Raw genomic sequence first — 23228 nt, 5'->3', positions numbered from 1 at the left:
CGCGACCAGCTCGTCCGCCTCGGCGCCCGTCAGTCGGCGGCCGCGGCCCAGCAGCTGTTCGAGGCGGTCCCATTCCGCCCGGTGGGCCGTCACGAAGACGTCGAGATCCATCCGGTTACCGCTCCCCTGCCCCAGGACCCTGCTTCTGCTTACTCCTACCGTGGTCAGCTTGGCAGACTGGACGACCAAGGGGCGGGTCCGGTCACGGGAAAGGTGTGCAGGGTGAGCGATCTGGTGACGGGGGACGCGGTCGTCCTGGGTTTGCGGCCGGCGAGGCTGCCGAGCCGGGCGCTGGCGATCTTCCTCGACCTGCTCCTGTACCTCACCGGGTACCTGATCATCTCGATCGGGCTGACCTTCGCGACCGCCTCGCTGGACGTGGCCGCACAGGCCGCGGTGTCGGTGGCGAGCTTCGTCCTGGTGCTGGTCGGCGTACCGATCGCGGTGGAGACGCTGTCCCACGGGCGCTCGCTCGGCAAGCTCGCCTGCGGGCTGCGGGTGGTGCGCGACGACGGCGGGCCGATCCGCTTCCGGCATGCGCTGGTGCGCGGGGCGATGGGGGTCGTGGAACTACTGGGGACCTTCGGGGCCGTGGCCTGTATCGCGTCGCTGGTGTCGGCGCGGGGACGGCGGCTCGGGGACGTGTTCGCGGGGGCGCTGGTTGTCCGGGAGCGGGTGGCGGGGGCGCCGGTGATGCCCATGCCTCCGCCGCCGCCCTGGCTGGCCGGACGGTTCTCCGGACTGGATCTGTCGGCCGTGCCGGACGGGCTGTGGCTGGCGATACGGCAGTACCTGACGCGGATGAACCAGCTGGACCCGCAGGTGGGCGCCGCGATGGCGGCGAAGCTCGCGGACGATCTGGTCGCGCGTACGGGGACGCCGCCGCCGGTGGGCGTGCCGGCTGCAGCGTTCCTGATGGCGGTGGTGCACGAGCGGCAGACCCGGGACGCGGCCCGCGCCTTCGGCACCGGTCCCGGGGCGGTGGCGGGCCTGCCCGGGATGCCCCCGGGGATGCCGCCCGCGTGGGGGCACCCGGCTCCCGGGGCGTCCGTACCCCAGGCCGTACCTCAGGCCGTACCGCACGCGGGTCAGCCGTTCTTGGCCCCGGTCCCGGGCAGGGCACCCGCAGTGCCTGCCGCCCCGGTGGTGGCGCCCGCTCCGGCGGCTCCCGTGCCACCGCGGCCCGCGACCGGGTTCGCTCCCCCGGCGTGATCGCCTGGCCTGCGCAGCACTTCCCGGTCTCCGTCAGCCGCGCCCGCCTGTGGTGCCCGGAGTTCGAGAAGTCCCTCGCCTGGTACGCGAAGGAGGCCGCGCCTTCGGCGACGTGCGCGGTCGAGTGGAGCCACCCGGACGAGGATCACTGACGCGGGGCCGGGCCACGGAGCCGGGCCGGGGAGTGCCGGGCGGCTTCAGTCCTCGGGGAAGGCCGAGGGCGGGGTCTCCAGGTGTTCGAGCTCGATGCCCGGGGCCGCGAGGACCACGTCCCCGGCCAGGTGGACCGTGTGGACCTCGCCGGTGTCCAGAGCCGTGACCCGGTACTCGTCCACCACCAGCGGCCCGCTGTCCGTCGCGTGCTCGGCGCGCCCCAGCAGCGCCCAGGCCTGGTCGACCGTACGGGGTGCCAGCACCGGGTCGGTGAGTGCGACGAGCCGGACCCGGGTGGCGGGTGCGCCGGGGGTCAGGCGCAGCAGGCGGGCCGTCGCGACGAGGAAGGCCGGCGAGGTGCCGGTGAAACCCGCGGCGGGGACGTTGCCCTCGGTGGCCTCGGTGCCGGTGGGGTCCGAGCGCACCCAGGTGACTCCGTCGATGGCGGCGCCGCGGACCTGCCAGCTGGAGGCGTTCACCTCGAGGCGGATGGGGCGGCCGAGTTCGTCGACCGCCAGGTCGACCGAGCCGCGGTGGTCGCCGTCCGGGCCGGTGAGCTGGGAGACGTAGCGCCAGCCGGAGGGGCCGGGGGCGCAGTGGAAGTGCTCCTCGCCGAGGGGGGTGTGGTCGTGCGGGTCGTGGAGCGAGTAGCGGCCGCGGGGCATCGTGTCGGTCCTTGCCTGAGTACGGGGCAGGCCCCCGGCATCTCCGCCGGGGGCCTGCGTGACGTGCTGTCGCTACTGCCGTGTGGGGATCAGTAGCGGTAGTGGTCCGGCTTGTACGGGCCCTCGATCTTGACGCCGATGTAGTCGGCCTGCTCCGGGCGGAGCGTCGTGAGCCTGACGCCGAGGGCGTCGAGGTGGAGGCGGGCGACCTTCTCGTCGAGGTGCTTGGGCAGCACGTAGACGTCGGTCGGGTACTCCTGCGGCTTGGTGAAGAGCTCGATCTGCGCCAGGGTCTGGTCCGCGAACGAGTTCGACATCACGAACGACGGGTGACCGGTCGCGTTGCCCAGGTTCAGCAGACGGCCCTCGGAGAGCACGATCAGGACCTTGCCGTCGGGGAACTTCCAGGTGTGGACCTGCGGCTTGACCTCGTCCTTGACGATGCCCTCGATCTTGGCCAGGCCGGCCATGTCGATCTCGTTGTCGAAGTGGCCGATGTTGCCCACGATCGCCTGGTGCTTCATCTTGGCCATGTCCGAGGCCATGATGATGTCCTTGTTGCCCGTGGTCGTGATGAAGATGTCCGCCGTCTCGACGACGTCGTCCAGCGTCGCGACCTGGAATCCGTCCATCGCCGCCTGCAGCGCGCAGATCGGGTCGATCTCGGTGACGATGACGCGCGCGCCCTGGCCGCGAAGGGACTCGGCGCAGCCCTTGCCGACGTCGCCGTAGCCGAACACGACCGCGACCTTGCCGCCGATGAGGACGTCGGTGGCGCGGTTGATGCCGTCGATGAGCGAGTGGCGGCAGCCGTACTTGTTGTCGAACTTCGACTTCGTCACGGCGTCGTTGACGTTGATCGCCGGGAACAGCAGCGCGCCCTCGGCCATCATCTCGTACAGGCGGTGGACACCGGTGGTGGTCTCCTCGGTGACACCGCGGATCTCGGACGCGAGCTGCGTCCACTTCTGCGGGGTCTCGCCGAGGGTGCGGTTCAGCAGGGTGAGGATGTAGCCGTACTCCTCGGAGTCCGCCGTGGACGGGTCCGGGGCGGAGCCGACCTTCTCGAACTCGACGCCCTTGTGGACGAGGAGGGTGGCGTCACCACCGTCGTCGAGGATCATGTTCGGGCCGCCGGTGGGGGTGTTCGGCCAGGTCAGCGCCTGCTCCGTGCACCACCAGTACTCCTCCAGCGTCTCGCCCTTCCAGGCGAAGACGGGGACGCCCTGCGGGTTCTCCGGGGTGCCGTTCGGGCCGACGGCGATGGCGGCGGCCGCGTGGTCCTGGGTGGAGAAGATGTTGCAGGAGGCCCAGCGGACGTCGGCGCCGAGGGCGACCAGGGTCTCGATCAGGACGGCCGTCTGAACGGTCATGTGCAGGGAGCCGGTGATGCGGGCGCCGGCCAGCGGCTGGGCCTCGGCGTACTCGCGGCGGATCGACATCAGGCCGGGCATCTCGTGCTCGGCCAGGGTGATCTCCTTGCGGCCGAAGGCGGCAAGGGAAAGGTCTGCGACCTTGAAGTCCATGGGTGCTGCTCCTCATGGTTCGAGAGGGTGGGTACGGCTGAGCCGCGCATCGCCTGTGGGGACGGTGCACGGAGCACTCAGTCCGTCGGGGGCCCTCTCTCCCCTCGGCCGGTCGCGAGGACCGCCCGACCGCCATCAGCAGCGACGCCTGACACTGATGACGAATCTACACCGATCGGCGGAGCGCGCCCCAGTGGGCAGGGGAAGAAGTCGCTGCCCGGGCGGCCGCATCGACGGCCGGACGAACAGCCGCGCGAACAGGGGCCGTCCGGCGGGCGATATTCAGGTCATTCGGTCTTTTGAACCGCCTCCACCCTGTTGGACGATGCCGGAGGATCACTCGTATGCGCGTGGACGTGAAGGAGATTTCAGTGACCACTCCCGCCGACTCTCACCGCGAGATCGACTGGTAGCGCGTGCTCGCCCCGTCCGTACGCGGGAAGGCCCCCGCGGCGCATCTGCGCCGCGGGGGCCTTCCCGCGTACGGGGGCCGCGTCAGGCCTTGGCGGAGGTGTCCGACTCCGCGCGGTAGATGTCCGGCTCCAGGTAGATCACGCGGGCGATCGGGACCGCCTCGCGGATCCGGGCCTCGGCGGCGTTGATGGCGTCCGCCACCTGCGTCGCGGTGTCGTTGCCCTCGACCGCGATCTTCGCGGCGACCAGGAGCTCCTCCGGGCCGAGGTGGAGGGTGCGCATGTGGATGACGCGGGTGACGACGTCGCCGTCGACGAGAGCGGCCTTGATCTTCTCGACGTCCTCCGTGCCCGCGGCCTCGCCGAGCAGCAGGGACTTGGTCTCGGCGGCCAGCACGACCGCGATGACGAGCAGCAGGGTGCCGATGCAGAGGGTGCCGATGCCGTCCCAGACGCCGTCGCCGGTCGCGAGCGCGAGGCCGACGCCGCCGAGGGCCAGGACCAGGCCGACGAGCGCGCCGAAGTCCTCCAGCAGGACCACCGGAAGCTCGGGGGCCTTGGCGCGCCTGATGAACTGGGTCCACGTCAGCGTGCCGCGGATCTCGTTCGACTCCTTGATCGCCGTACGGAAGGAGAAGCTCTCGGCGATGATGGCGAAGACGAGCACGCCGATCGGCCAGTACCAGGCCTCGATCGGGTGCGGGTGCTGGACCTTCTCGACGCCCTCGTAGATGGCGAACATGCCGCCGACGGTGAAGAGCACGATGGAGACGAGGAAGGCGTAGATGTAGCGTTCGCGCCCGTACCCGAAGGGGTGTTGCGGCGTCGCCTCGCGCTGGGCCTTCTTTCCGCCGAGGAGCAGCAGCCCCTGGTTCCCGGAGTCGGCCAGCGAGTGGACGCTTTCCGCGAGCATCGACGACGAGCCGCTGAAGACGAAGGCCACGAACTTGGCTACAGCGATGGCGAGATTGGCGGCGAGTGCCGCCACGATCGCCCTGGTACCGCCCGACGCGCTCATGGGTTTCCGGAGTCCCTTCCTCTGTACGGCGCCCCTGCCCGGGGCGCCGCGCTACGGCGGCACATTGTTGCAGCAGTAGCCCCGGACGCCACGTCAGAGGGCGACGGTGGCGCGGAAGATCGTGCCGATTCCGGATAGTTCGACCTTTTCGCCTGCCGGGACGAAGACCGACTCTCCAGGGGACAACGTCACTTCGCCGGCCCTCGGGCGGCCGGCCGTGCAGAGCAGGATCTGCGGGGCGTCGTCCGGGAGGGTGTGCGGGGCGGCGCCGGCGGCCAGGGCGAAGCGGGAGAGCCGGAATTCGTCGATGGGGCACTCGTAGACCTCCTCGCCGTTGCCCTCCGGGCGCTGCACGGCCGGGTCACCGGGATCGAACCGCACGATCTTCAGGAGCTCGGGCACGTCCACGTGTTTGGGGGTGAGTCCGGCGCGCAGCACGTTGTCGGAGTTGGCCAGCAGTTCCACGCCGAGGCCGTCGAGGTAGGCGTGCGGGACGCCCGCCCCGAGGAACATGGCCTCGCCGGGCTGGAGTCGGACGTGGTTGAGGAGCATGGCCGCGATCACGCCCGGGTCGCCCGGGAAGTGGTGCACGAGCGAGGCGTACGGCGCGTACGGGCCCCCGAGGCGTTCGATCGCGGCGCCCGCCTCGGCCACCGTACGGGCCATCTCGGCGCGGTCCGCGGTCAGTACGGCGGTGAGCATCTCGCGCAGGGCCGCCTCCTCCGGGTGGGCCCGGAGCAGGTCGACGTACGGCACGAGGGAGTTGACGCCGAGGCCCGCGAGCAGGTCGGCGGCCTCCAGCGGCGGGCGGAAGCCGCACAGGCCGTCGAAGTGGGTGAGCGCGCAGATCATCTCGGGCTTGTGGTTGGGGTCCTTGTAGTTGCGGTGGGCCGCATCGACGTGGATCCCGCGGCGCTCCTCGTCGGCGTAGCCCTCCTTCGCCTGCGCGAGGTCGGGGTGGACCTGGAGGGAGAGCGGGGCCCCGGCCGCGAGGATCTTGAGGAGGAAGGGCAGCCGGGGGCCGAACCTGGCGACGGCGGCCGCGCCGAGCTCGCGCTCGGGGTCGGCGGCGATGACGTCCGCGAGGGTGGTCTCGCCGGCGCCGCGGTCGAGGCGGGACGGGGCGCCCGGGTGCGCGCCCATCCACATCTCGGCCTGGGGCTCCCCGGTGGGTGCGACGCCGAGGAGCTCGGGGATCGCGGTGGTCGATCCCCAGGCGTAGGGGCGGATCGTGTTCGTCAGGCGGTCCATCTTCGTCCGTCTTCCTGGATGAAGGGCCGGCACGGTGGTGTGCTCAGCCGTGTCCCCTGGTCGCCAGCGCCAGGTAGGCGGTGGCGAAATCCGTGACGGCGAGGAGTTCGGCGAGCTGTTCCAGTTCGCTGCCTTCCTCTGGTTCGAGCTCGCTGATGGCCGTGTCGTGGCTGAGGGCGAGCTCGCGCGCGGCCGGGGCGGCGGTGAGGCCGCCCGTGGGCCGGTCGCGCAGCAGGACGATGCGGGCACGGAGGGCCTGGGGCTCCTCCACCCGGTCACGGAAGAAGTCTTCGGGATCGGCGCCGGCGGCGAAGGAGCCGGCGAGCAGGACCCCGTGGGCGGGCAGCGCCTCGGGGAGGTCGGCGGCCAGTGCGGGGCGGCCGGCGAGTTCGGCGAGCGTGGCGGCGAAGCGGCGGCCGGCCGGGCCCGCGCCGGCGCCCTCGCTCCAGATGAGCGGGAGGGTGTCGGCGAGCTCGGCGGCGAGGGTCTTGGCCGGGTTGGAGTACGTGGCGATGGCCGGTCCGCAGCGCTCGGCGGTGCGGTCGAGCCGGTCGGCGACGCCCTGGAGGGTGTCCGGGGCGGCGGTGATCAGCCCGACCTTGTCGAGGAGCACGAGCAGCGGGGTCAGCAGGGCCCACAGGGCGCCGGGTCCGGCCGCGGCGGATTCGTCGTACTCCTGGTACGGGGCCTTGGCCATCGGTACGAGGAGCCCGTGCGCGCCGTCCACGGCCTCGCTCAGCGGGGAGCGCTCGGGCGCGACGGCGACGACGGTGCAGCCGCGCCGGTAGGCCTGCTCGGCGAGGACGGCGAGCCCTGGTTCGGTGCCGTCGGTGGTGGCGAGGAGCAGCAGGTCGACGGAGCCGGCCCAGCCGGGCAGCGCCCAGCGCAGGGCGCCGGCGGCGTGTGCGACGCCGGTGGGGTGCAGGCGGGTGACGGGTGCGGAGGCTCCGGCGAGGGCGCCGAGCAGGTCGGCGACGCCGGTGGCGGCGGTGCCGGGGCCTGCGATGAGGACGGCGCGCGGCCGACCGTCGGGGCGCAGGTCGGCGAGGCCCGCGTCGGTCGCGTGCCGGGCTGCGGTACGGACTCTGGCCCCGGCCTCGGCGGCGCCGCGGAGCAGGCCGCGGCGGTCGGCGCGGGCGAGTTCGTCCGGTGCGTCGAGGAGCGACTCGTCGAGCATTGCGGCCTCCGGCTGACAGCTGGTTCAGAAGGGCGGGCGACTCGGTTGCTCGGGCGCCCGGCGCTGCGACGGGCGCCCCGTGGTGCCTGTGCGGTGCCCGCGCGGCCTGGGGCTGGACGCCCCGGGTGCCGGGCGGCGGCTCAGGCGGGGCGGCGGGCCTCGTCGATGAGGAGGACCGGGATGCCGTCGCGGACCGGGTAGGCGAGGCCGCAGTCCCGGCCGGTGCAGATCAGCTCGGGAGCCGCTTCGTCGGCCGACTTGTCCTCGAGGGGCGAGTGGCAGGCGGGGCAGGCGAGGATCTCCAGAAGGCCGGCTTCGAGCGGCATGGGGCGGTTCCCTTCGAACATGCGGATTGGGCGAGGTCAGCGTACCGCCGGGCCGCACGTCGCGCGGCCCGGCGGTGACACGGTGTTGTGAGAGGCGACCTAGGGAGCGTCGTCAAAGTGGCGTCGGCCGCCCGAAGGGCGGGGCTGGCGGGGCCTGGTGCGTGCGATCGCAAGGCGGAGGAGGGAATCGACGCGGAGCGTCGGTGACCGACGACAACGCGGCGAGCGTGCGTGCCAGGCCCCGCCAGCCAGACGCGACTTTGACGACACGACCTAGGCGCGGACGAGGGCGAGGACCTCGTCGCGGACCTTGACGAGGGTCGCGGGGTCGCGGGCTTCGACGTTGAGGCGCAGCAGCGGCTCGGTGTTGGAGGCGCGCAGGTTGAACCACCAGTCGGCGGAGCTGGCGGTCAGGCCGTCGAGCTCGTCGAGGGTGATGCCCTCGGCGGTGCCGTACGCGGCCTTGACGGCGGCGAGCCGGCCGGCCTGGTCGGCGACGGTGGAGTTGATCTCGCCGGAGCCCTCGTAGCGGTCGTAGGAGGCGACCAGGTCGGAGAGCGGGCCGTCCTGGCCGCCGAGGGCCGCGAGGACGTGGAGCGCGGCGAGCATGCCGGTGTCCGCGTTCCAGAAGTCCTTGAAGTAGTAGTGCGCGGAGTGCTCGCCGCCGAAGATGGCGCCGGACCTGGCCATCTCCTCCTTGATGAAGGAGTGGCCGACGCGGGTGCGGACGGGGGTGCCGCCGTGCTCGCGGACGACCTCCGGGACGGACCAGGAGGTGATCAGGTTGTGGATCACGGTGCCGGTGCCGCCGTTGCGGGCCAGCTCGCGGGCCGCGACCAGGGCGGTGACGGCGGACGGGGAGACGCCCTCGCCGCGCTCGTCGACGACGAAGCAGCGGTCGGCGTCGCCGTCGAAGGCGAGGCCGAGGTCGGCGCCCTCGGCCTTCACGCGGGCCTGGAGGTCGACGATGTTCTTCGGGTCGAGGGGGTTGGCCTCGTGGTTCGGGAAGGTGCCGTCCAGCTCGAAGTACATCGGGACGACGTCGAGGGGCAGGCCCTCGAAGACGGTCGGGACGGTGTGGCCGCCCATCCCGTTGCCGGCGTCCACGACCACCTTCAGCGGGCGGATGCTGCTGAGGTCGACGAGGGACTTGAGGTGCTCGGCGTACCCGGCGAGGGTGTCCTGCTCGGTGACCGTGCCCGGGAGGGTGCCGTCGGCGACGGCCGGTGCGCCCTGGTCGGACCACTTCTCGACGAGCTCGCGGATGGCGGAGAGGCCGGTGTCCTGGCCGACGGGGGCGGCTCCGGCCCGGCAGAGCTTGATGCCGTTGTAGCGGGCCGGGTTGTGCGAGGCCGTGAACATCGCGCCGGGCAGGTCCAGCGTGCCGGAGGCGTAGTACAGCTGGTCGGTGGAGCACAGCCCGATCAGGGTGACGTCGATGCCGCGGGCGGCGGCGCCGCGGGCGAAGGCGCCGGACAGGGCGGGCGAGGAGGGCCGCATGTCGTGGCCGACGACGATCGCAGTGGCGCCGGTGACCTCGACGAAGGCGGCACCGAACAGCTCGGCCAGCGACTCGTCCCACTCGTCCGGTACGACACCACGTACGTCGTACGCCTTGACGATGTTCGAAAGATCTGCGGCCACTGCCTGCCCTCCTGAGGTGCTGTGCGTGGGGCAAACCTACCCTGCACGGAGAGCGACTTTTCAGACCATGTGTATGTCAGGAGTCGGGCGAACGCAGGACGCGCAGGTGTCCTCGGCGGGTCTCCCCGGTGTTGCCGCCGCCGCTGCCCTGCCGGGTTCCGCCGGCCTCGGCGGCGCGGTCGTGGGGGCGGGCCGCTTCGCGGACGGCGTTGGCCAGGGCTTCGAGGTCGTCGCCGCTCGGGCGGGACGGCGCGGAGCCGTCGGTGAGGCGCACGACGTCCCAGCCGCGCGGGGCGGTCAGGCGCTCGGAGTGCTCGGCGCACAGGTCGTAGCAGTGGGGTTCCGCATAGGTGGCGAGCGGGCCGAGAACTGCGGTCGAATCGGCGTAGACGTACGTCAGTGTCGCGACGGCAGGGCGGCCGCACGCAGTGCGCGAACAGCGACGTACAAGGCTCACGACGTTGGACGGTACCGCACTCTTGACCGGGCCGCGACGACTCTCCCGCGGGCCACTCCCCGTGTCGTGCCTGCGGCGGGGCGCGGCGGGTCCGGAAACCCCCGGGTGGGAGGGGTTGCGGGGGCTACGCTGCGGGGGTGACGGACAGCCCCCTGCCTCCCGGCCCGCCCCGCCCTGCCGAGCCTCCCGCCGAGCCGCGGCCCCGCCGTCGCGACCGGCACGGGCGCGGGATGCGCGGGCCGCTGGCCCCGCCGCAGGTGCCCCTGTCGGCGAGCCGGGCGGAGCTGTTCGGGGACCTCGTACGGGACTCGGTCGAGCGGCTGGAGCGGCGCTGGCCGCAGCTGGCGGAGGTGGAGTTCGTGGTCGCGGACGTCCCCGGGCCGCCGGGCGGTCCGGACGCCGGCTGGAACGACGAGGCGGTGCCGCTCGGGGCGCTGTCGGAGGCGGCGGGGACGGGGCGGCCGGCGCGGGTCGTGGTGTTCCGGCGGCCGGTGGAGATCCGCACGAAGAGCCGGGACGAACGGGCGCTGCTCGTGCACGAGATCGTGGTGGAGCAGGTGGCTGAGCTGCTGGGGCTGTCCCCGGAGACGGTGGACCCGCGGTACGGCCAGGACTGACGGGCCGTACCGCGGGCGCGAACTGCGAAGGAGACGACCTAGTCGGTCAGGACCGTGAGGTCCTGGGTGGCCTTGGGGACCGAGACCATCGCGTGGTCGTCCGACAGCGGCTGGATCGTGAACATCGGGGTGCCCTCGTGGGGCAGGGTCAGGGTGCGGGCCGCGTACACGGGGCCGCCGGAGACGGTCTCCACCGTCAGCGCGTAGGCGCCCTTGGCCCCGGCTGGGGCCAGTGACACCGTCTGCGTCGTGCCCGCCTTGACCGTGACCTCCTTCGAGGCCGGCTCCCCTGCCTCGGTGCCCGGCGAGGCCGTCACCTTCACCTTCGCGTCGGTTCCGCCCGCCGCCGTCAGCGAGAGCACCGTCGCGTTCTCGTCGGCCCGGTTGTCGGCGACCGTGGCGCGCGTCCCCACGGGCCCGGTCGCCGGGACGAAGCCCAGTTCCTGCTTGGCGCCGCTGCCGCGGACCACGCGGAGGGCCGCCACCACCGGCACGGCCTTCTTGTCGTTCGCCGGGGCCAGCAGGAGCGAGCCCGCCTCACCGCGGGTCACGTCCTTCAGGTCGAGGGTCGTCGTCATGCCGCCCTTGAGGTGCAGCTGCTCGTTGCCCGCCGGGCTGATCGAGCCGTTCGGCCCGGCCAGCTTGACGGTGAGGTCCGCGTCCTCCTCGCCCGGCGCGAAGGCGACCAGCCGTACGGAGGTGGCGTCCGCCGGAATCCCGGGCAGCACCAGCGAGCCCGCCGGGTCGGTGGAGGCCGGCAGCCAGTCGGCGCCCACCCCCTCCTCGCCGACCTGCACGGAGGCGCCGACCCGGCCCGCCCGGGTCGTCACATGGGCGGTGACGTCCGCGAGCTGGGCGCCGGGGGCGAGGGAGGCAAGCGAGACGGACTTGGTGGACTTGGGGTCGATCCGGATGTTCTCGCCGGTGCCGCCCTCGGACTTGACCGCCCCGTCCGGGCCGAACATCTTGATGTCGATCACGGCCGCGGTGTCGTCCGGGTTGGTGAGGTGCACGTAGTCCTCGCGCCCCTTGGCCGTACTCGCGCCGGGGAACCAGAAGTCGGTGCCGGGCGCGGTGCAGCTGACGCCGAGGACGCCGCGCGCCCGGCCGACCGAGACCTTCGTGGTCTGCTGCGCGGTCCAGCCGGGGGCCAGGATCCCGTCGGCGACACCCACCAGTGCGGGCGCCTCCGCGCCGGAGGCGGCGGCCCCGGCCGGCTTGCCGCGCTCCTTGAGCTCGAGCACCGGCTTGGCCTCCTTGGTCGCGCCGAGGAGGCGGGCCGTGCCCTTGCCGCCCCCGGCGGCGCCGGGGGTGATCGCCGTGTACGTGGTCTCCGCGATGTCCGAGGAGCTGGGCGCCGGGCAGACCAGCGCGGACCGCTCCACCGGCATCCGGGCCGCGGCCGCCGTCCGGTCGTCGGCGGCCGGGGCGGCGGGGGCGGTGAGGTATCCGACGCCGGTGACGGCCGCCAGGGCCGCGGCCACCGCCGCCAGCGTCAGGGGTGCGCGCTGCTTCACTGCTGGGGGCTCCCGTCCGGACGCGGGTCGTGCTGTCCGTAGGTGTCGTACGGCTGCTCGTACGGCGGGTAGGGGTACGGCGGCTGCTGAGGCTGCTGCGGGTAACCCTGCGGGTCGTCGTAGCCCTGCTGCGGGTAGGGGTACTGCTCGTACTCCGGGGCCTGGGCGGGCGCCGGCACGTACGGCTGCTGGGGCTGCTGGGGCTGCTGGTCGTACGCGTAGCCCTGGTCGCCGTAGGCCTGGTACGCGTACGTCTCCTCCCCGTACACCGGCTGCGCCGGGATCTCCGCGTACGGATCGGCGACCGCGCCCGAGGGCTCCTCGGCGGCGGCCTTCGCGGCAGCCGCGGACTCCGCCCCGGCACGCAGCCGGCGGGCCCGGCGGCCCTCTCCGGCCTCGCCCGCGGCGGACCCGTCGGCGGCCTCCGCCTCCTCCTCGGGCAGGTCGTCGTCGAGGCTCGCCCGGCGGCCGGGCAGGGCCATCACGAGCAGCACCAGCGCGAGCAGGCCCTGGGCCCAGTGCCAGGCGGTCCGGGTCAGCGCGTCCTCGTGGACGAGGTCGAGGCGGCCGCCGGCGGCGGGCAGTTCGAAGCCCTGCGCCCAGCCGTCGAGGGTCTTGGGCTTGAGGGACTTGCCGTCGAGGGTGGCCTGCCAGCCGGGGGCGGCCCGGTCGGCGATGCGCAGCACTCGACCGGCACCGCCCGCCTCGCCCGCCGGGATCTTGGTGTGGGCCTCGACGGGGCCGGAGGCGACCGGGATGGGGGCCTCGCCCGGCTTGCCGGAGACGATGGCGGCGCGGGCGACCTGGCGGTCCACGCGCCACAGGGCGCTGCCGTCGAGCTGGCTGAGGCGGCTGAGGCCAGGGGTGGCGTCGAGGACCTTGCGCATCTGCTGCGGGGCCCCGTCGCGGACCAGGATGTAGCGGATGGCGAAGCCGCTGAGCTGGTCGGTCTGGTCGGCGCCGGAGCCGGCGACGAGGCTGGAGACGACCTTGTCGAGCTGGGGGCTGCTGCCGGCCGCGGCAGCGAGTTCGGCGTCGCCGAGGCGGCCGCCGGAGCCGCGGACCAGGGTGTAGGAGACGGTGGCGGGCGAGGTGCCGCCGAGGACGAGGGTGCGGGCCTGGTCGCGGGTGCCGCTCTCCTCGGCGACGAACGCGGGGACCTGGACCGGGTCGCGCCGCTCCAGCGGGCCGTCGGCGCCGCTGATCATCCAGCCGGCGGCGCCGAGCAGCGGGCCGGCGACGGCGCCGAGCGCGATCAGCGCGGCCAGCGGCTGGCGCCAGCCGAAGCTGCTGGCGGCGACGCGTTCCTTGGCCCCCTCGGCGCCGACGGCGGCGGCCGCGAGGAGGGCCAGTCCGTAGACGAGGGTGGCGGGCCCGGCCCAGCCGGTGCGGTTGACGACGACGGCCAGGAGCAGGGCGGCCAGGGCGGCGGCCCAGGCGGTGCGGACGGCGAACCGGCGCTCGGCGCGCAGCAGGGCGGCCAGGGCGGCGAGGACGATGCCGATGAGCAGCAGGCCGCCGGCGGTACGGGGGCCGCCGGGGCTGATGCCGAGGAGGTCCAGGGCGGTGGCCGAGCCGGATCCGTACGGCAGGCCGGCCTCGTGCAGGAGCCGGCCGGGGTGCATGAGCAGGGTCAGGGACCAGGGGGCGAGCACGAGGAGCGGGACGGCGAGGGTGACCGGCAGCCGCAGGCCGTACGTCTTCCACTCGGCGCGGCGCAGCACGAGGGCGGCGGTGCCGAGGACGGCGGCCAGCAGCCACACGACGGGGGTGAAGGCGGTGGCCAGGGTCAGCAGGAGGGTGTACGTCCACACCGGGCGCCGGCTGCCCCGGTCGCCTTCGGCTCCTCCGAACCCGAACGCGGCGACCGCCGAGCGGGCGATGAGCGGGAGCAGGATCGCGAGGACGGCGGTGCCGAGGCGGCCGCCGGCGAGGGCGCCGGTGACGGCGGGCAGGAAGGCGTAGGCGACGGCGGCCCAGGCGCGCAGCAGCCGGGAGTCGACGAGCGGCCGGGAGGCGAAGTAGGCGGTGAGCCCGGCGAGCGGGACCGAGCAGACCAGCAGCAGGGTCAGCGCCGCGCTGGTGGAGCCGAACAGCAGGGTGGCGAAGGCGCCGAGGACGGCGAGGTACGGGGGCGCCCCGGCGGTGGAGCCGGCGGCGACGGGCTGCCAGTCGTCGGTGTAGCTGCGCCAGAGGGCGAGCCCGCTGTCGGGGGCGGGCAGCAGGGCGCCGCCCATGAGGGAGCCGCCGCCGAGCAGGGCGCGGCAGGCGATGACGGAGACGAGCAGGAGGAGGGCGAAGAGGACGGGCGCGGGGTTGCGGGCGATCCGCTTGAGGCGCGCGAACTGTTCGATCTCGAGGTAGTCGGCGTCGTCGCCGCCGGGGCCGGACTCGACGGCTCCGCCGTGCCGGCCGATGGCGGCCGTGTCGGTGTCGCGGTCGCCGCCGAAGTACCCGGCGAGCTGTTCGGCGTTGGCCCGCAGGCTCGCGCCGGGCGGCGGGAACAGGGGGCGCAGTTCCTTGGCGGGGACGGCGGGGCGGCCCCGTCTGCGGCGGGCGCCGAGGATCCGGCCGGGGCGCAGCAGGGTGGCGAGGAGGCCGGTGATCTCGTCGACGGCCTGCCCGGGGGCCTTGCCGACGAGGTAGGCGAGGGTGCGGAGCACGGTGCCGACGAGGAGGCGCAGCAGGACGTACGGCAGGGCGCGGCCGGAGCTGTTGGCGAGCACCGTGTAGACAGCGCCGGCCTTGTCCACGCGGTGCGGGCTGGCGCTCGTACGTCCGGCGCAGTCGACGGTGCGGCGTTCGCGGGCGGAGGCCTCGGCGTGCCGCAGGACGGCGTCGGGGGCGACGAGGACGGTGTGACCGGCGCTCTGGGCGCGCCAGCAGAGGTCGACGTCGTCGCGCATGAGGGGCAGGCGGCGGTCGAAGCCTCCGAGGGCCTCGTACACGTCGCGGCGCACGAGCATGCCGGCGGTGGAGACGGACAGGACGGGGCGGACCTGGTCGTGCTGGCCCTGGTCCTGTTCGCGGCGGTCGAGGCCGGTCCAGCGGCGGCCGCTGCGGGCGATGGTGACGCCGGCCTCGAGGAGCTGCTTCTTGTCGTACCAGCCGCGCAGCTTGGGGCCGATGACTGCGGCGTCGGGGTTGTCCTCGGCGACGCGCAGCAGTTCGGTGAGGGCGTCGGGCTCGGGGGCGCTGTCGTCGTGGAGCAGCCAGAGCCACTGGACGGGTTCGCCGTGGGGAAGTTCGGGGAGGTCGTAGGCGTCGTCGTGCCAGGTGCGGCTGACGGGGTCCCAGCCGCTGGGGCGCTTGAGGTACGGGAGGTCCTCGGGGCTCAGGGTGCCCGCGGTGCGGGCGGCTTCGTCGACGGCGGCGCCGAAGCCGGTGCGGCGGGCGAGGTGGAGGACGCGGTCCTCGCCGAGGGCCTCGCCGAGCAGGCGCGCGGATTCGTCGGCGCTGCCGGTGTCGGCGGCGACATGGCTCTGCGCGGGGCGTTCCTGGCCGAGGAGGCCGGCGAGCGTCCTGGGCAGCCAGCGGGCGCCGTCGTGGGTGACGAGGACCGCGGTGACCACGTGCCGGGGGAACTCGGGTGTGGCGGCAGCCTGGTGGGAGGCCGTCGACTGGCTGTGCAGGGACATCGCTCTACTGGCCCTCCGGCCTGGGGGTCCCCCCGGACGCGGTCCGGGGAGTGGGTCCGGGGGTGGTTGTGCTCCCGGAGGCTGCTGGACAGCGCCCCACACTAACGGCTGGGAACACAGCGGTCCGCCTCCTGCGGGGAAGGTGCAGGAGGCGGACCGTTTGCTCTGCTCATTGCTTTGTTCCGAAGCTTTGTTCCGGAGCTTGTTCTGCGTACCGACCGGTGTTGCCCAGCGTTGCGCTGTGTTGCTCCGTGTTGCGCTGCGTACTCAGACGGCTGCTTTTTTCAGCCGTCGGCGTTCGCGCTCGGACAGGCCGCCCCAGATGCCGAATCGCTCGTCGTTGGCGAGGGCGTACTCGAGGCATTCGGAGCGGACTTCGCAGGCGAGGCAGACCTTCTTGGCCTCGCGGGTGGAGCCGCCCTTCTCGGGAAAGAAGGACTCGGGGTCGGTCTGGGCGCAAAGAGCACGCTCCTGCCATCCGAGCTCTTCGTCCGCCTCCTCGACCAGCAGTTCCTGAAACAGCTCGGTCATGTGCGCCCCTCGCTCTGTCTGTGCGTCCCCGTGGTGGTGCCGTTACTGATCGCTACGTAACGACACGAGTGAAATTACAAGTGGGCCGCTCCAGCGCAGTCAAGCCGAGATCTGCTATTGGGCCCCTTATTCACTCTGCGGAACCAAGCGTATGCAGAAAGTGTTCATATCGCCAAAAATCGTGACACATGCCTCTGGCGTCCCACTGTGCCCCTGTTCACCCGCAATCGACGTGCCACTCCGCGGCGTGGTTGCGATCAAGCCAAAGAAGCGGCACAGATCACATTCCGGTCACGGAGCGGCGTGTCGTTGTCCGGGCGGTTCGGTGGGCTCCGGCGTGACGTGGAGCGCCACCTCCCCTGCATCGGTATGCACAAACCTTTCTCCGAGCACAGCAACCGGATCAGATGAAACTTTCGCGACAAACGAGGCATTGGGTTGACAGTCCGGCCCCCGACCCGGTCTCCTTGTCCCCATGTCAGTGACCTCAGCAGCCACCCGGACCCCCATTCGTGGGTTCCTGTGCGCTGCCCAGGTTCGCTGTTGCTGTTGCTGCTGTTGATGCCTTCGGAGCCCCGGCTCCCCTGAGCTCCGGCCACCCCCACAGCGACCGCCAGCACGACTGACATCCATCGAGGACTCCCCGATGAACACCACTCCCGTATCCGTCGAGAGCGACCTCCAGATCGCCGGCGACATCCTCTCCGTCCAGCACCTCCTGCAGCCCGCCCGCGAGCACCCGGCCACCGTCGCCGAGTTCGTCGGCCTCGCGCGCACCATCGCCGCGAACCGCGCCGAGTGGGAGCACCTGGTCGAGTACGACGCCACCACCCGCTGGTACCACCGGCTGCGCACCGGCCCCGGCTACGAGGTCTGGCTGCTCAGCTGGGTCCCCGGCCAGGGCAGCGGCCTGCACGACCACGGCTCCTCCTCCGGCGTCCTGACCGTCCTCGACGGCGAGCTCACCGAGCACGGCCCGCGCGGACCGCTCGCCCTCGGCGCCGGCTCCCAGCGCGTCTTCGCCCCCGGGTACGCCCACGACGTCGTCAACGACGGCCTCGACGGAGCGGTCAGCCTGCACGTCTACTTCCCGGGCCTGACCGAGATGCCGATGCACAACTGCTCCCCGGCCCACTCCGAGGCCCTTTCCGTCTGACGCGACCGGACCACGTCCGACCTGGCCGGGCCGCGCCTGACAGACTGCGCTGCATGCGCATTGTTGTTCTGGCCGGCGGCATCGGCGGCGCCCGTTTCCTCCGCGGACTCAAGTCGGCGGTTCCCGACGCGGACATCACGGTCATCGGCAACACCGGTGACGACATTCACCTGTTCGGGCTGAAGGTGTGCCCCGATCTGGACACGGTGATGTACACCCTCGGCGGTGGCATCAACGAGGACCAGGGCTGGGGCCGCACCGACGAGTCCTTCACCGTCAAGGAGGAGCTCGCGGCGTACGGGGTCGGACCCACCTGGTTCGGCCTCGGCGACCGCGACTTCGCCACCCACATCGTCCGTACGCAGATGCTCGGCGCGGGCTACCCGCTGAGCGCCGTCACCGAGGCGCTCTGCGACCGCTGGCAGCCCGGGGTCCGGCTGCTGCCCATGTCCGACGACCGCGTCGAGACCCACGTCGCCGTGAACGACCCCGACACCGGCGAACGCCGCGTCATCCACTTCCAGGAGTACTGGGTCCGGCTGCGCGCCTCGCTCGACGCCGAGGCCGTCGTACCCGTCGGCGCCGAGCAGGCCAAGCCCGCTCCCGGCGTGCTCGAGGCCGTCGCGGCCGCCGACCTGATCGTCCTCCCGCCGTCCAACCCGGTCGTCTCGGTCGGCACCATCCTCGCCGTGCCCGGCATCCGCGAGGCCGTGGCCGCCGCCGGGGCGCCCGTCGTCGGCCTCTCCCCCATCGTCGGGGGCGCGCCCGTGCGCGGGATGGCCGACAAGGTGCTCGCCGCCGTCGGCGTCGAGTCCACCGCCGCGGCCGTCGCCCTGCACTACGGGAGCGACCTGCTCGACGGCTGGCTCGTGGACACCTCCGACGCGGACGCGGTCGCCGAGGTGGAGGCCGCCGGGATCGCCTGCCGCGCGGTGCCGCTGATGATGACCGACCTGGCCGCCACCGCCGCGATGGCCCGCGCCGCGCTGGAGCTCGCGGAGGCCTCCCGGTGAGTCCCCCCTCCGTTCCCTCGTACGAGGTGCGTGCCGTCGCCGGGATCCCGGAGGTCCGCCCCGGCGACGACCTCGCGCGGCTCATTGCTGCGGCCGGGCCGGGGCTGCGGGACGGGGACGTCCTGCTGGTCACCTCGAAGATCGTCTCCAAGGCGGAGGGCCGGATCGTCCGCGCCGATTCCCGCGAGGACGTCATAGACGCGGAGACCGTACGGGTCGTCGCGCGCCGGGGCCCGCTGCGGATCGTCGAGAACCGGCAGGGGCTGGTCATGGCGGCGGCCGGCGTCGACGCCTCGAACACCGAGCCGGGCACGGTGCTGCTGCTGCCCGAGGACCCCGACGCCTCGGCCGCCGCGATCCGCGTCGGCCTGCGCGAGCTGCTGTCCGTCGACGTGGGCGTCATCGTGACCGACACCTTCGGGCGGCCGTGGCGCACCGGGCTCACGGACGTGGCGATCGGCTCGGCCGGGGTGCGGGTCCTGGACGACCTGCGCGGCGGTACGGACGCCCACGGCAATCCGCTGAGCGCGACGATAGTGGCCACGGCGGACGAGCTGGCCGCGGCCGGAGACCTGGTCAAGGGCAAGGCGGCCGGGCTGCCGGTGGCGGTCGTACGCGGGCTGGGGCACGTACTGGGCGAGGGTTCGACGGCGGCCGACCTGGTGCGCTCGCCGGCCGACGACATGTTCCGGCTGGGCACCTCGGAGGCGGTACGGGAAGCCGTGACGCAGCGCCGTACGGTACGGGCCTTCACGGCGGAGCCGGTGGACCCCGGCGCGGTCCGCCGGGCGGTGGCGGCGGCCGTGACGGCCCCGGCGCCGCACCACACGACGCCGTGGCGGTTCGTCCTGCTCGAGTCGGCGGCGGCGCGGCTGGAGCTGCTGGACGCGATGCGGGACGCGTGGGTCGAGGACCTGCGGCGGGACGGCAAGTCCGAGGAGTCCATCGCCAAGCGGGTGCGGCGCGGGGACGTGCTGCGCCAGGCCCCGTACCTGGTGGTGCCGTGCATGGTGACGGACGGCGCGCACGACTACGGGCACGCCCGGCGCGATGCGGCGGAGCGGGAGATGTTCGTGGTCGCGATGGGCGCGGGCGTGCAGAACTTCCTGGTCGCGCTGGCCGGGGAGCGGCTGGGCTCGGCGTGGGTGTCCTCGACGATGTTCTGCCGGGACGTGGTGCGCAAGGTGCTCGGGCTGCCGCAGGGCTGGGACCCGATGGGCGCGGTGGCCGTGGGCCACGCGGCCGAGGCCCCCCGGGAGCGGCCGGCGCGGTCGGCGGACGACTTCATCGAGGTCCGGTAGCGGGCGGCCGGTCAGAGCTTCCCGATGTCCGTCTTCCGCATCCTCGGGGCGCGGCGGGGCGGCGCGTGGCCCGCGAGGAGGATCAGGCGGGCCGCACGGTGGCGCTGGCCGGCGTACGGGGCGAGCAGCTCCAGCATGGCGGCGTCGTCCGCGTCCCGGTTCCCGGCGAGGGCGTAGCCGATGATGCCGGGCAGGTGCAGGTCACCGGTGGTGACCGCGTCGGCGGCGCCGTTGCTGCGCTGGAGGGTCTCGGCGGAGGTCCACGGGCCGATGCCGGGTACGGCCTCCAGCCGGGCGGCGGCCTGCGGGAGCTCCATCGCGGCGGCCTCCTCCAGCCGGTTCGCCACACGGGCGCAGCGGACGATCGCGGCAGAGCGCTTGGCGTCGACGCCGGCCTTGTGCCAGTCCCAGGACGGGATCAGCGCCCAGGTCCGGGCGTCGGGCATGACGTACAGGCCCTGCGGGCCGTGCTCGGGGCCGGGAGCGGGCTCCCCGTACTGGCACACCAGGCGCCGCCAGGCGCGGTACGCCTCGTCGGCGGTGACCTTCTGCTCCAGGACGGTCGGGATCAGGGACTCCAGGACCAGTCCGGTACGGGTGAGGCGGAGGCCGGGGCGGCGGCGGTGGCTGGCGTGCAGGAGGCGGTGGCGGGGGACGAAGGCGGCGGGGTCGTCGCCGTCGCCGAGGAGGGCGGGGAGGCCGTCGAGCATCCACTCGGCGCCGGGGCCCCAGGCCTCTGCTTCGGCGGTACCGGTGCCTCGGCTCAGTGCCACGCGGAGGGTGGCCGGGCCCTGGGGGGTGCGGGTGGTCTTCCAGACGGAGCCGTCGGGGGTGGTGCGGAAGGTGGGGTCGCCGGGGCCGCGTCTGAGCGGGCCGAGCGTGAGCCCGAGGTCGACGACGCCCTCGGGGGTCCAGGTTCGGGCCAGGGGCCGGGCCCCGGTCGTGGCGGGCCCGCTTTCGGCGCCGGGCCCGGCGGTGGCTGCGGGCACGGTGGTGCGGCCGCCGCGGACGGCGGTGCGGGTGAGGGGGTCGAAGCGGCCGGCCATGCCATTGAGCGTAGCCCTGCGGGGCCGGTCCCCTATCCGCCCTTCCACCTTTCCCCGGGCTCCGCCCGGACCCCGCACGGCTGCGGCGCCGCTCCTGGGGGCTCTGCCCCCGGAGCCTCCTCCAGCTACCGCTGGGGGGGATCCCCAGCGCCTCGATCGCCGGCGGGGCCGGATCTTGCTAGGGCCGGCCTTGGAGCTTGGCCGATGAGGTGCGGGTGGGGGGGAGTTGGCCGTACAGGAGCTTGCCCGGGCATTCCGTGGCGAAGCCGTCGCGGTGGCCCGAGATGACGTTCAGCTTCACGTTCGTGCCCTTCGCGAAGAGGTTGCCGCCGCCCGACTTCAGGGTGGTCTTCGCCCGCGGGTCCCGGTTGAACAGCCCGAGCTTCCACGCCGTCAGCTGGGCCACCGCCTTCACCGCGGCAGCGGGCGGCGTGGTGGTCGTGTACGTGCCGATCACCGCGATGCCCATGCTGTCCGTGTTGAAGCCCATGGTGTGCGCGCCTTGCACCGCCTTGGCGACGCCGCCCGCCCGGCCCTCGTACACCGTGCCGCACTTGTCGACGGCGAAGTTGTAGCCGATGTCGCGCCAGCCGCTGCTGACCACGTGGTAGCGGTACAGGCTGCGCAGCACCTTCGGGGCGTCCTTGCAGGTGTAGTTGTTGCCCGAGGCGCTGTGGTGGACGAAGGCCGCCTTGACCGTGCTCGTGTAGACGAACCCCGCCTCGCGCAGGGATTCGTCCGCGCCCCAGCCCAGCCGCGTGACGATCCGCGGCCGCGGGCCGATGTACGGGCGGGCCGCCGCGCTGAGGGCGCCGTCGCTGGCGAGGACCGCGTCGGCGGTGGAGTCCGCCTTGTTGAGCTCGGCGATCTCCTTCGCGCCGAGCGGGGCCAGCGGGACGTTCGCGGAGGAGGACTCCGCCGTCTCCATGGTCATGCCCGGCAGGGCCTCCACGTCGCCCTTGTCGTCGCCCTCGGGCTCGTCGGACGTGCCCGAGGTGCCGTTCTTGGCGTCGACCACCGTCACCGGGTCCGTCGCGCCCGGGTCGACGAGTTCGATCCGCATGCCGGACGGGAGCCGGGCCGCCGCGCGGGGGGCCGGGGCTCCGGGTTCCGCCTGGACGCGGACCTCGACCCCGTCGGAGTCGCCGACCCACAGCGGGGCCGTGCTGCCGCGGACCCGGCCGGTGCCGCTCTCCGCGGTGCCGAGGTCGGGGGCGTGTTCGCTGTTGTGGGTCTCGATGTCCTGCCAGTGGGACCAGGTCCCGGTCGCCACCGCGCGGGTGCGGACCTGGACCCGGCCGAACAACTGGGTGCTCGCGTCGTCCCAGACGACGCCGACCAGCGAGAACCTCTTGACCTCGCGCGGCGGCAGACCCTGGGTCTCGGGCAGCCGCGGCGAGGCGCTCATGCCGGGGGCGCCGGGGGACCGGTCGGCCGCGGGCCCCAGCGGGGCGAGCGGCAGCGACTGGGTGGACCCGGCTGGGGCCACGGGGGCGGCCGCGCTCATGGACGGCGCGGCCAGGGCCGGAGTGGAGAGCGCGAGCGGCAGGGCCAGGGCTGCGGCCGTCGCGACACCGATCGAGGAAGCAAGGAATCCATGCATGAAAGCGATGCTGAGCACACTCACCACGAAGCGCCATCGGAGAACTGACGGCCCGTCCGATCCGGGGCGCGTGTCCCTCGTCCGTACGGAGGACCCGGTTCCCGCCGTACGGGCGAGGGCCCGCGCGTAGGCTGGGGCGGGTGAACGCCACTGACCGCACCCCTGCCGACCTGCTGCGATCCGCGCTCGCCGCCGATCCGGGCCGCCCTCTCGTCACCTTCTACGACGACGCCACGGGCGAGCGCGTCGAATTGTCCGTCGCCACCTTCGCCAATTGGGTGGCCAAGACCGCCAATCTGCTCCAGGGCGACCTGGGCGCCGAGCCCGGTGACCGGCTCGCGCTGCTGCTCCCCGCGCACTGGCAGAGCGCCGTGTGGCTGCTCGCCTGCGCCTCGGTCGGGGTCGTCGCCGAGGTGGGCGGGGATCCGGCCGGCGCCGATCTGGTGGTGAGCGGGCCCGACACCCTGGAGGAGGCCGCGGCCTGCTCCGGCGAGCGGGTGGCGCTCGCGCTGCGGCCGCTGGGCGGGCGCTTCCCGCAGCCGCCCGCCGGGTTCGCGGACTACGCGGTGGAGGTGCCGGGACAGGGCGACCGGTTCGCCCCGTTCGTCCCCGTGGACGCGAACGGCCCGGGGCTGGTGGTCGGCGGCGAGGAGCTCTCGTACGTACGGATCGTCGAGCGCGCCCGCGAGGACGCGGCGAAGCTCGGGCTCGGCGAGGGTTCGCGGCTGCTGTCGGGACTCGGCTACGACAGCTGGGACGGGCTGTCGGCGGGGCTGTTCGCCGCGCTGGCGGCGGGCGGGTCCGTGGTGCTGTGCCGGAACCTGGACCGGTTGCCGGCGGACGGCCTGGCGCAGCGGATCGAGAGCGAGCGCGTCACCCACACCGCCGCCTGACGAGGTCCTGTCGCGGGGCTGCGCCGTCACCCACTCCGCCCAACGGCAGAGCCGGGCGATCTGTCACCCGC

At 73.5% G+C, this 23228-nt stretch carries 21 protein-coding genes (1 of these 21 running past the window's edge); 7 read left to right on the top strand and 14 right to left on the bottom strand.

Annotation, left to right across the window (positions count from 1 at the left end; translation table 11 throughout):
* Window positions 1-111, bottom strand: partial view of a stage II sporulation protein M gene (locus tag OHT74_RS23740; protein ID WP_328621320.1) — the start only. 897 nt of this gene lie to the left of the window's left edge; 111 of the gene's 1008 nt are visible here — the first part of the coding sequence; the start codon lies at window positions 109-111; its stop codon lies off the left edge, out of view.
* 111 nt (window positions 112-222) lie between these two features.
* Between OHT74_RS23740 and OHT74_RS23735 the strand changes: the two genes are divergently transcribed.
* Window positions 223-1212, top strand: coding sequence for an RDD family protein (locus OHT74_RS23735; protein WP_328621319.1), 990 nt, complete (start codon window positions 223-225; stop codon window positions 1210-1212).
* Entirely contained in the window at window positions 1209-1364 is a 156-nt protein-coding gene (locus OHT74_RS23730; protein WP_328621318.1) for a hypothetical protein, read from the top strand. Before OHT74_RS23735 ends, OHT74_RS23730 begins: the two co-directional genes overlap by 4 nt.
* 45 nt (window positions 1365-1409) lie before the next feature.
* Here the strand turns inward: OHT74_RS23730 and OHT74_RS23725 are convergent, their stop codons facing one another.
* The 8 genes from OHT74_RS23725 to OHT74_RS23690 all read right to left on the bottom strand — a co-directional run bounded on the left by OHT74_RS23725 (window position 1410) and on the right by OHT74_RS23690 (window position 9842).
* Window positions 1410-2030, bottom strand: coding sequence for a hypothetical protein (locus tag OHT74_RS23725; protein ID WP_266666504.1), 621 nt, complete (start codon window positions 2028-2030; stop codon window positions 1410-1412).
* Between the two features lie 89 nt (window positions 2031-2119).
* Entirely contained in the window at window positions 2120-3556 is a 1437-nt protein-coding gene (gene ahcY, locus OHT74_RS23720) for an adenosylhomocysteinase (protein WP_328621317.1), read from the bottom strand.
* A 495-nt stretch (window positions 3557-4051) separates the two neighbouring features.
* Window positions 4052-4987: a cation diffusion facilitator family transporter gene (locus OHT74_RS23715; RefSeq protein ID WP_266666500.1), complete on the bottom strand. Its 936-nt coding sequence runs from the start codon at window positions 4985-4987 to the stop codon at window positions 4052-4054.
* A 93-nt stretch (window positions 4988-5080) separates the two neighbouring features.
* Window positions 5081-6238, bottom strand: a complete 1158-nt coding sequence (gene manA, locus OHT74_RS23710; protein WP_328621316.1) for a mannose-6-phosphate isomerase, class I — start codon at window positions 6236-6238, stop codon at window positions 5081-5083.
* A 43-nt stretch (window positions 6239-6281) separates the two neighbouring features.
* On the bottom strand, window positions 6282-7415 hold the full coding sequence (locus OHT74_RS23705) for an SIS domain-containing protein (RefSeq protein ID WP_266666495.1): 1134 nt from the start codon (window positions 7413-7415) through the stop codon (window positions 6282-6284).
* 140 nt (window positions 7416-7555) lie between these two features.
* Entirely contained in the window at window positions 7556-7741 is a 186-nt protein-coding gene (locus tag OHT74_RS23700; RefSeq protein ID WP_266666493.1) for a Trm112 family protein, read from the bottom strand.
* A gap of 273 nt (window positions 7742-8014) precedes the next feature.
* Window positions 8015-9385 carry a phosphomannomutase/phosphoglucomutase gene (locus tag OHT74_RS23695; protein ID WP_266666491.1) on the bottom strand — a complete coding sequence of 457 codons (1371 nt, stop codon included), beginning with the start codon at window positions 9383-9385 and terminating at the stop codon, window positions 8015-8017.
* 76 nt (window positions 9386-9461) lie between these two features.
* Window positions 9462-9842 carry a DUF3499 domain-containing protein gene (locus OHT74_RS23690; protein WP_266666489.1) on the bottom strand — a complete coding sequence of 127 codons (381 nt, stop codon included), beginning with the start codon at window positions 9840-9842 and terminating at the stop codon, window positions 9462-9464.
* 137 nt (window positions 9843-9979) lie between these two features.
* Here OHT74_RS23690 and OHT74_RS23685 point away from each other — a divergent pair, with 137 nt between their 5' ends.
* The gene (locus OHT74_RS23685; protein ID WP_266666487.1) at window positions 9980-10459 is read left to right on the top strand and encodes a metallopeptidase family protein; all 480 of its coding nucleotides are present in this window, start codon (window positions 9980-9982) and stop codon (window positions 10457-10459) included.
* A gap of 38 nt (window positions 10460-10497) precedes the next feature.
* On the opposite strand, the gene OHT74_RS23680 is transcribed toward OHT74_RS23685, so the two are convergent.
* The 3 genes from OHT74_RS23680 to OHT74_RS23670 all read right to left on the bottom strand — a co-directional run bounded on the left by OHT74_RS23680 (window position 10498) and on the right by OHT74_RS23670 (window position 16145).
* Window positions 10498-11976: a DUF5719 family protein gene (locus tag OHT74_RS23680; RefSeq protein WP_328621315.1), complete on the bottom strand. Its 1479-nt coding sequence runs from the start codon at window positions 11974-11976 to the stop codon at window positions 10498-10500.
* Window positions 11973-15614, bottom strand: coding sequence for a glycosyltransferase family 2 protein (locus OHT74_RS23675; RefSeq protein ID WP_266666483.1), 3642 nt, complete (start codon window positions 15612-15614; stop codon window positions 11973-11975). Before OHT74_RS23675 ends, OHT74_RS23680 begins: the two co-directional genes overlap by 4 nt.
* Window positions 15615-15881: 267 nt before the next feature.
* A complete protein-coding gene (locus tag OHT74_RS23670) occupies window positions 15882-16145 on the bottom strand; it encodes a WhiB family transcriptional regulator (RefSeq protein ID WP_003983763.1) in 264 nt (87 codons plus the stop codon).
* A 646-nt stretch (window positions 16146-16791) separates the two neighbouring features.
* Between OHT74_RS23670 and OHT74_RS23665 the strand changes: the two genes are divergently transcribed.
* From OHT74_RS23665 to OHT74_RS23655, 3 genes are read left to right on the top strand one after another with little or no spacing between them, the layout of a single operon-like run.
* Window positions 16792-17301, top strand: coding sequence for a cysteine dioxygenase (locus tag OHT74_RS23665; protein WP_266666481.1), 510 nt, complete (start codon window positions 16792-16794; stop codon window positions 17299-17301).
* A gap of 53 nt (window positions 17302-17354) precedes the next feature.
* Window positions 17355-18314 carry a 2-phospho-L-lactate transferase gene (gene cofD / locus OHT74_RS23660; protein ID WP_266666479.1) on the top strand — a complete coding sequence of 320 codons (960 nt, stop codon included), beginning with the start codon at window positions 17355-17357 and terminating at the stop codon, window positions 18312-18314.
* Window positions 18311-19615 (top strand): coenzyme F420-0:L-glutamate ligase, encoded by a 1305-nt coding sequence (locus OHT74_RS23655; protein ID WP_266666477.1) that lies wholly within the window; start codon window positions 18311-18313, stop codon window positions 19613-19615. The genes cofD and OHT74_RS23655 overlap by 4 nt, the downstream gene beginning before the upstream one ends.
* An 11-nt stretch (window positions 19616-19626) precedes the next feature.
* Here OHT74_RS23655 and OHT74_RS23650 read toward each other — a convergent pair whose 3' ends face one another.
* Both OHT74_RS23650 and OHT74_RS23645 read right to left on the bottom strand, forming a co-directional pair.
* Window positions 19627-20661: a DNA-3-methyladenine glycosylase family protein gene (locus OHT74_RS23650; RefSeq protein ID WP_328621314.1), complete on the bottom strand. Its 1035-nt coding sequence runs from the start codon at window positions 20659-20661 to the stop codon at window positions 19627-19629.
* 178 nt (window positions 20662-20839) lie between these two features.
* Window positions 20840-22264 (bottom strand): peptidoglycan recognition protein family protein, encoded by a 1425-nt coding sequence (locus OHT74_RS23645; RefSeq protein ID WP_328621313.1) that lies wholly within the window; start codon window positions 22262-22264, stop codon window positions 20840-20842.
* A 140-nt stretch (window positions 22265-22404) separates the two neighbouring features.
* Here OHT74_RS23645 and OHT74_RS23640 point away from each other — a divergent pair, with 140 nt between their 5' ends.
* Entirely contained in the window at window positions 22405-23157 is a 753-nt protein-coding gene (locus OHT74_RS23640; protein WP_328621312.1) for a TIGR03089 family protein, read from the top strand.
* Window positions 23158-23228 lie beyond the last annotated feature (71 nt).

Source organism: Streptomyces sp. NBC_00354 (genome assembly GCF_036106915.1).
Classification (GTDB): domain Bacteria; phylum Actinomycetota; class Actinomycetes; order Streptomycetales; family Streptomycetaceae; genus Streptomyces.
This window is presented reverse-complemented; position numbering and strand designations above follow the sequence as displayed.

Bases quoted from the DNA above. Each gene is read 5' to 3' on its own strand.
- cofD (WP_266666479.1), top strand. From the start codon at position 17,355: ATGCGCATTGTTGTTCTGGCCGGCGGCATCGGCGGCGCCCGTTTCCTC.
- OHT74_RS23670 (WP_003983763.1), bottom strand. From the start codon at position 16,145: ATGACCGAGCTGTTTCAGGAACTGCTGGTCGAGGAGGCGGACGAAGAG.
- OHT74_RS23650 (WP_328621314.1), bottom strand. From the start codon at position 20,661: ATGGCCGGCCGCTTCGACCCCCTCACCCGCACCGCCGTCCGCGGCGGC.
- OHT74_RS23725 (WP_266666504.1), bottom strand. From the start codon at position 2,030: ATGCCCCGCGGCCGCTACTCGCTCCACGACCCGCACGACCACACCCCC.
- OHT74_RS23665 (WP_266666481.1), top strand. From the start codon at position 16,792: ATGAACACCACTCCCGTATCCGTCGAGAGCGACCTCCAGATCGCCGGC.
- OHT74_RS23700 (WP_266666493.1), bottom strand. From the start codon at position 7,741: ATGCCGCTCGAAGCCGGCCTTCTGGAGATCCTCGCCTGCCCCGCCTGC.
- manA (WP_328621316.1), bottom strand. From the start codon at position 6,238: ATGGACCGCCTGACGAACACGATCCGCCCCTACGCCTGGGGATCGACC.
- OHT74_RS23645 (WP_328621313.1), bottom strand. From the start codon at position 22,264: ATGCATGGATTCCTTGCTTCCTCGATCGGTGTCGCGACGGCCGCAGCC.
- OHT74_RS23675 (WP_266666483.1), bottom strand. From the start codon at position 15,614: ATGTCCCTGCACAGCCAGTCGACGGCCTCCCACCAGGCTGCCGCCACA.
- ahcY (WP_328621317.1), bottom strand. From the start codon at position 3,556: ATGGACTTCAAGGTCGCAGACCTTTCCCTTGCCGCCTTCGGCCGCAAG.
- OHT74_RS23715 (WP_266666500.1), bottom strand. From the start codon at position 4,987: ATGAGCGCGTCGGGCGGTACCAGGGCGATCGTGGCGGCACTCGCCGCC.
- OHT74_RS23705 (WP_266666495.1), bottom strand. From the start codon at position 7,415: ATGCTCGACGAGTCGCTCCTCGACGCACCGGACGAACTCGCCCGCGCC.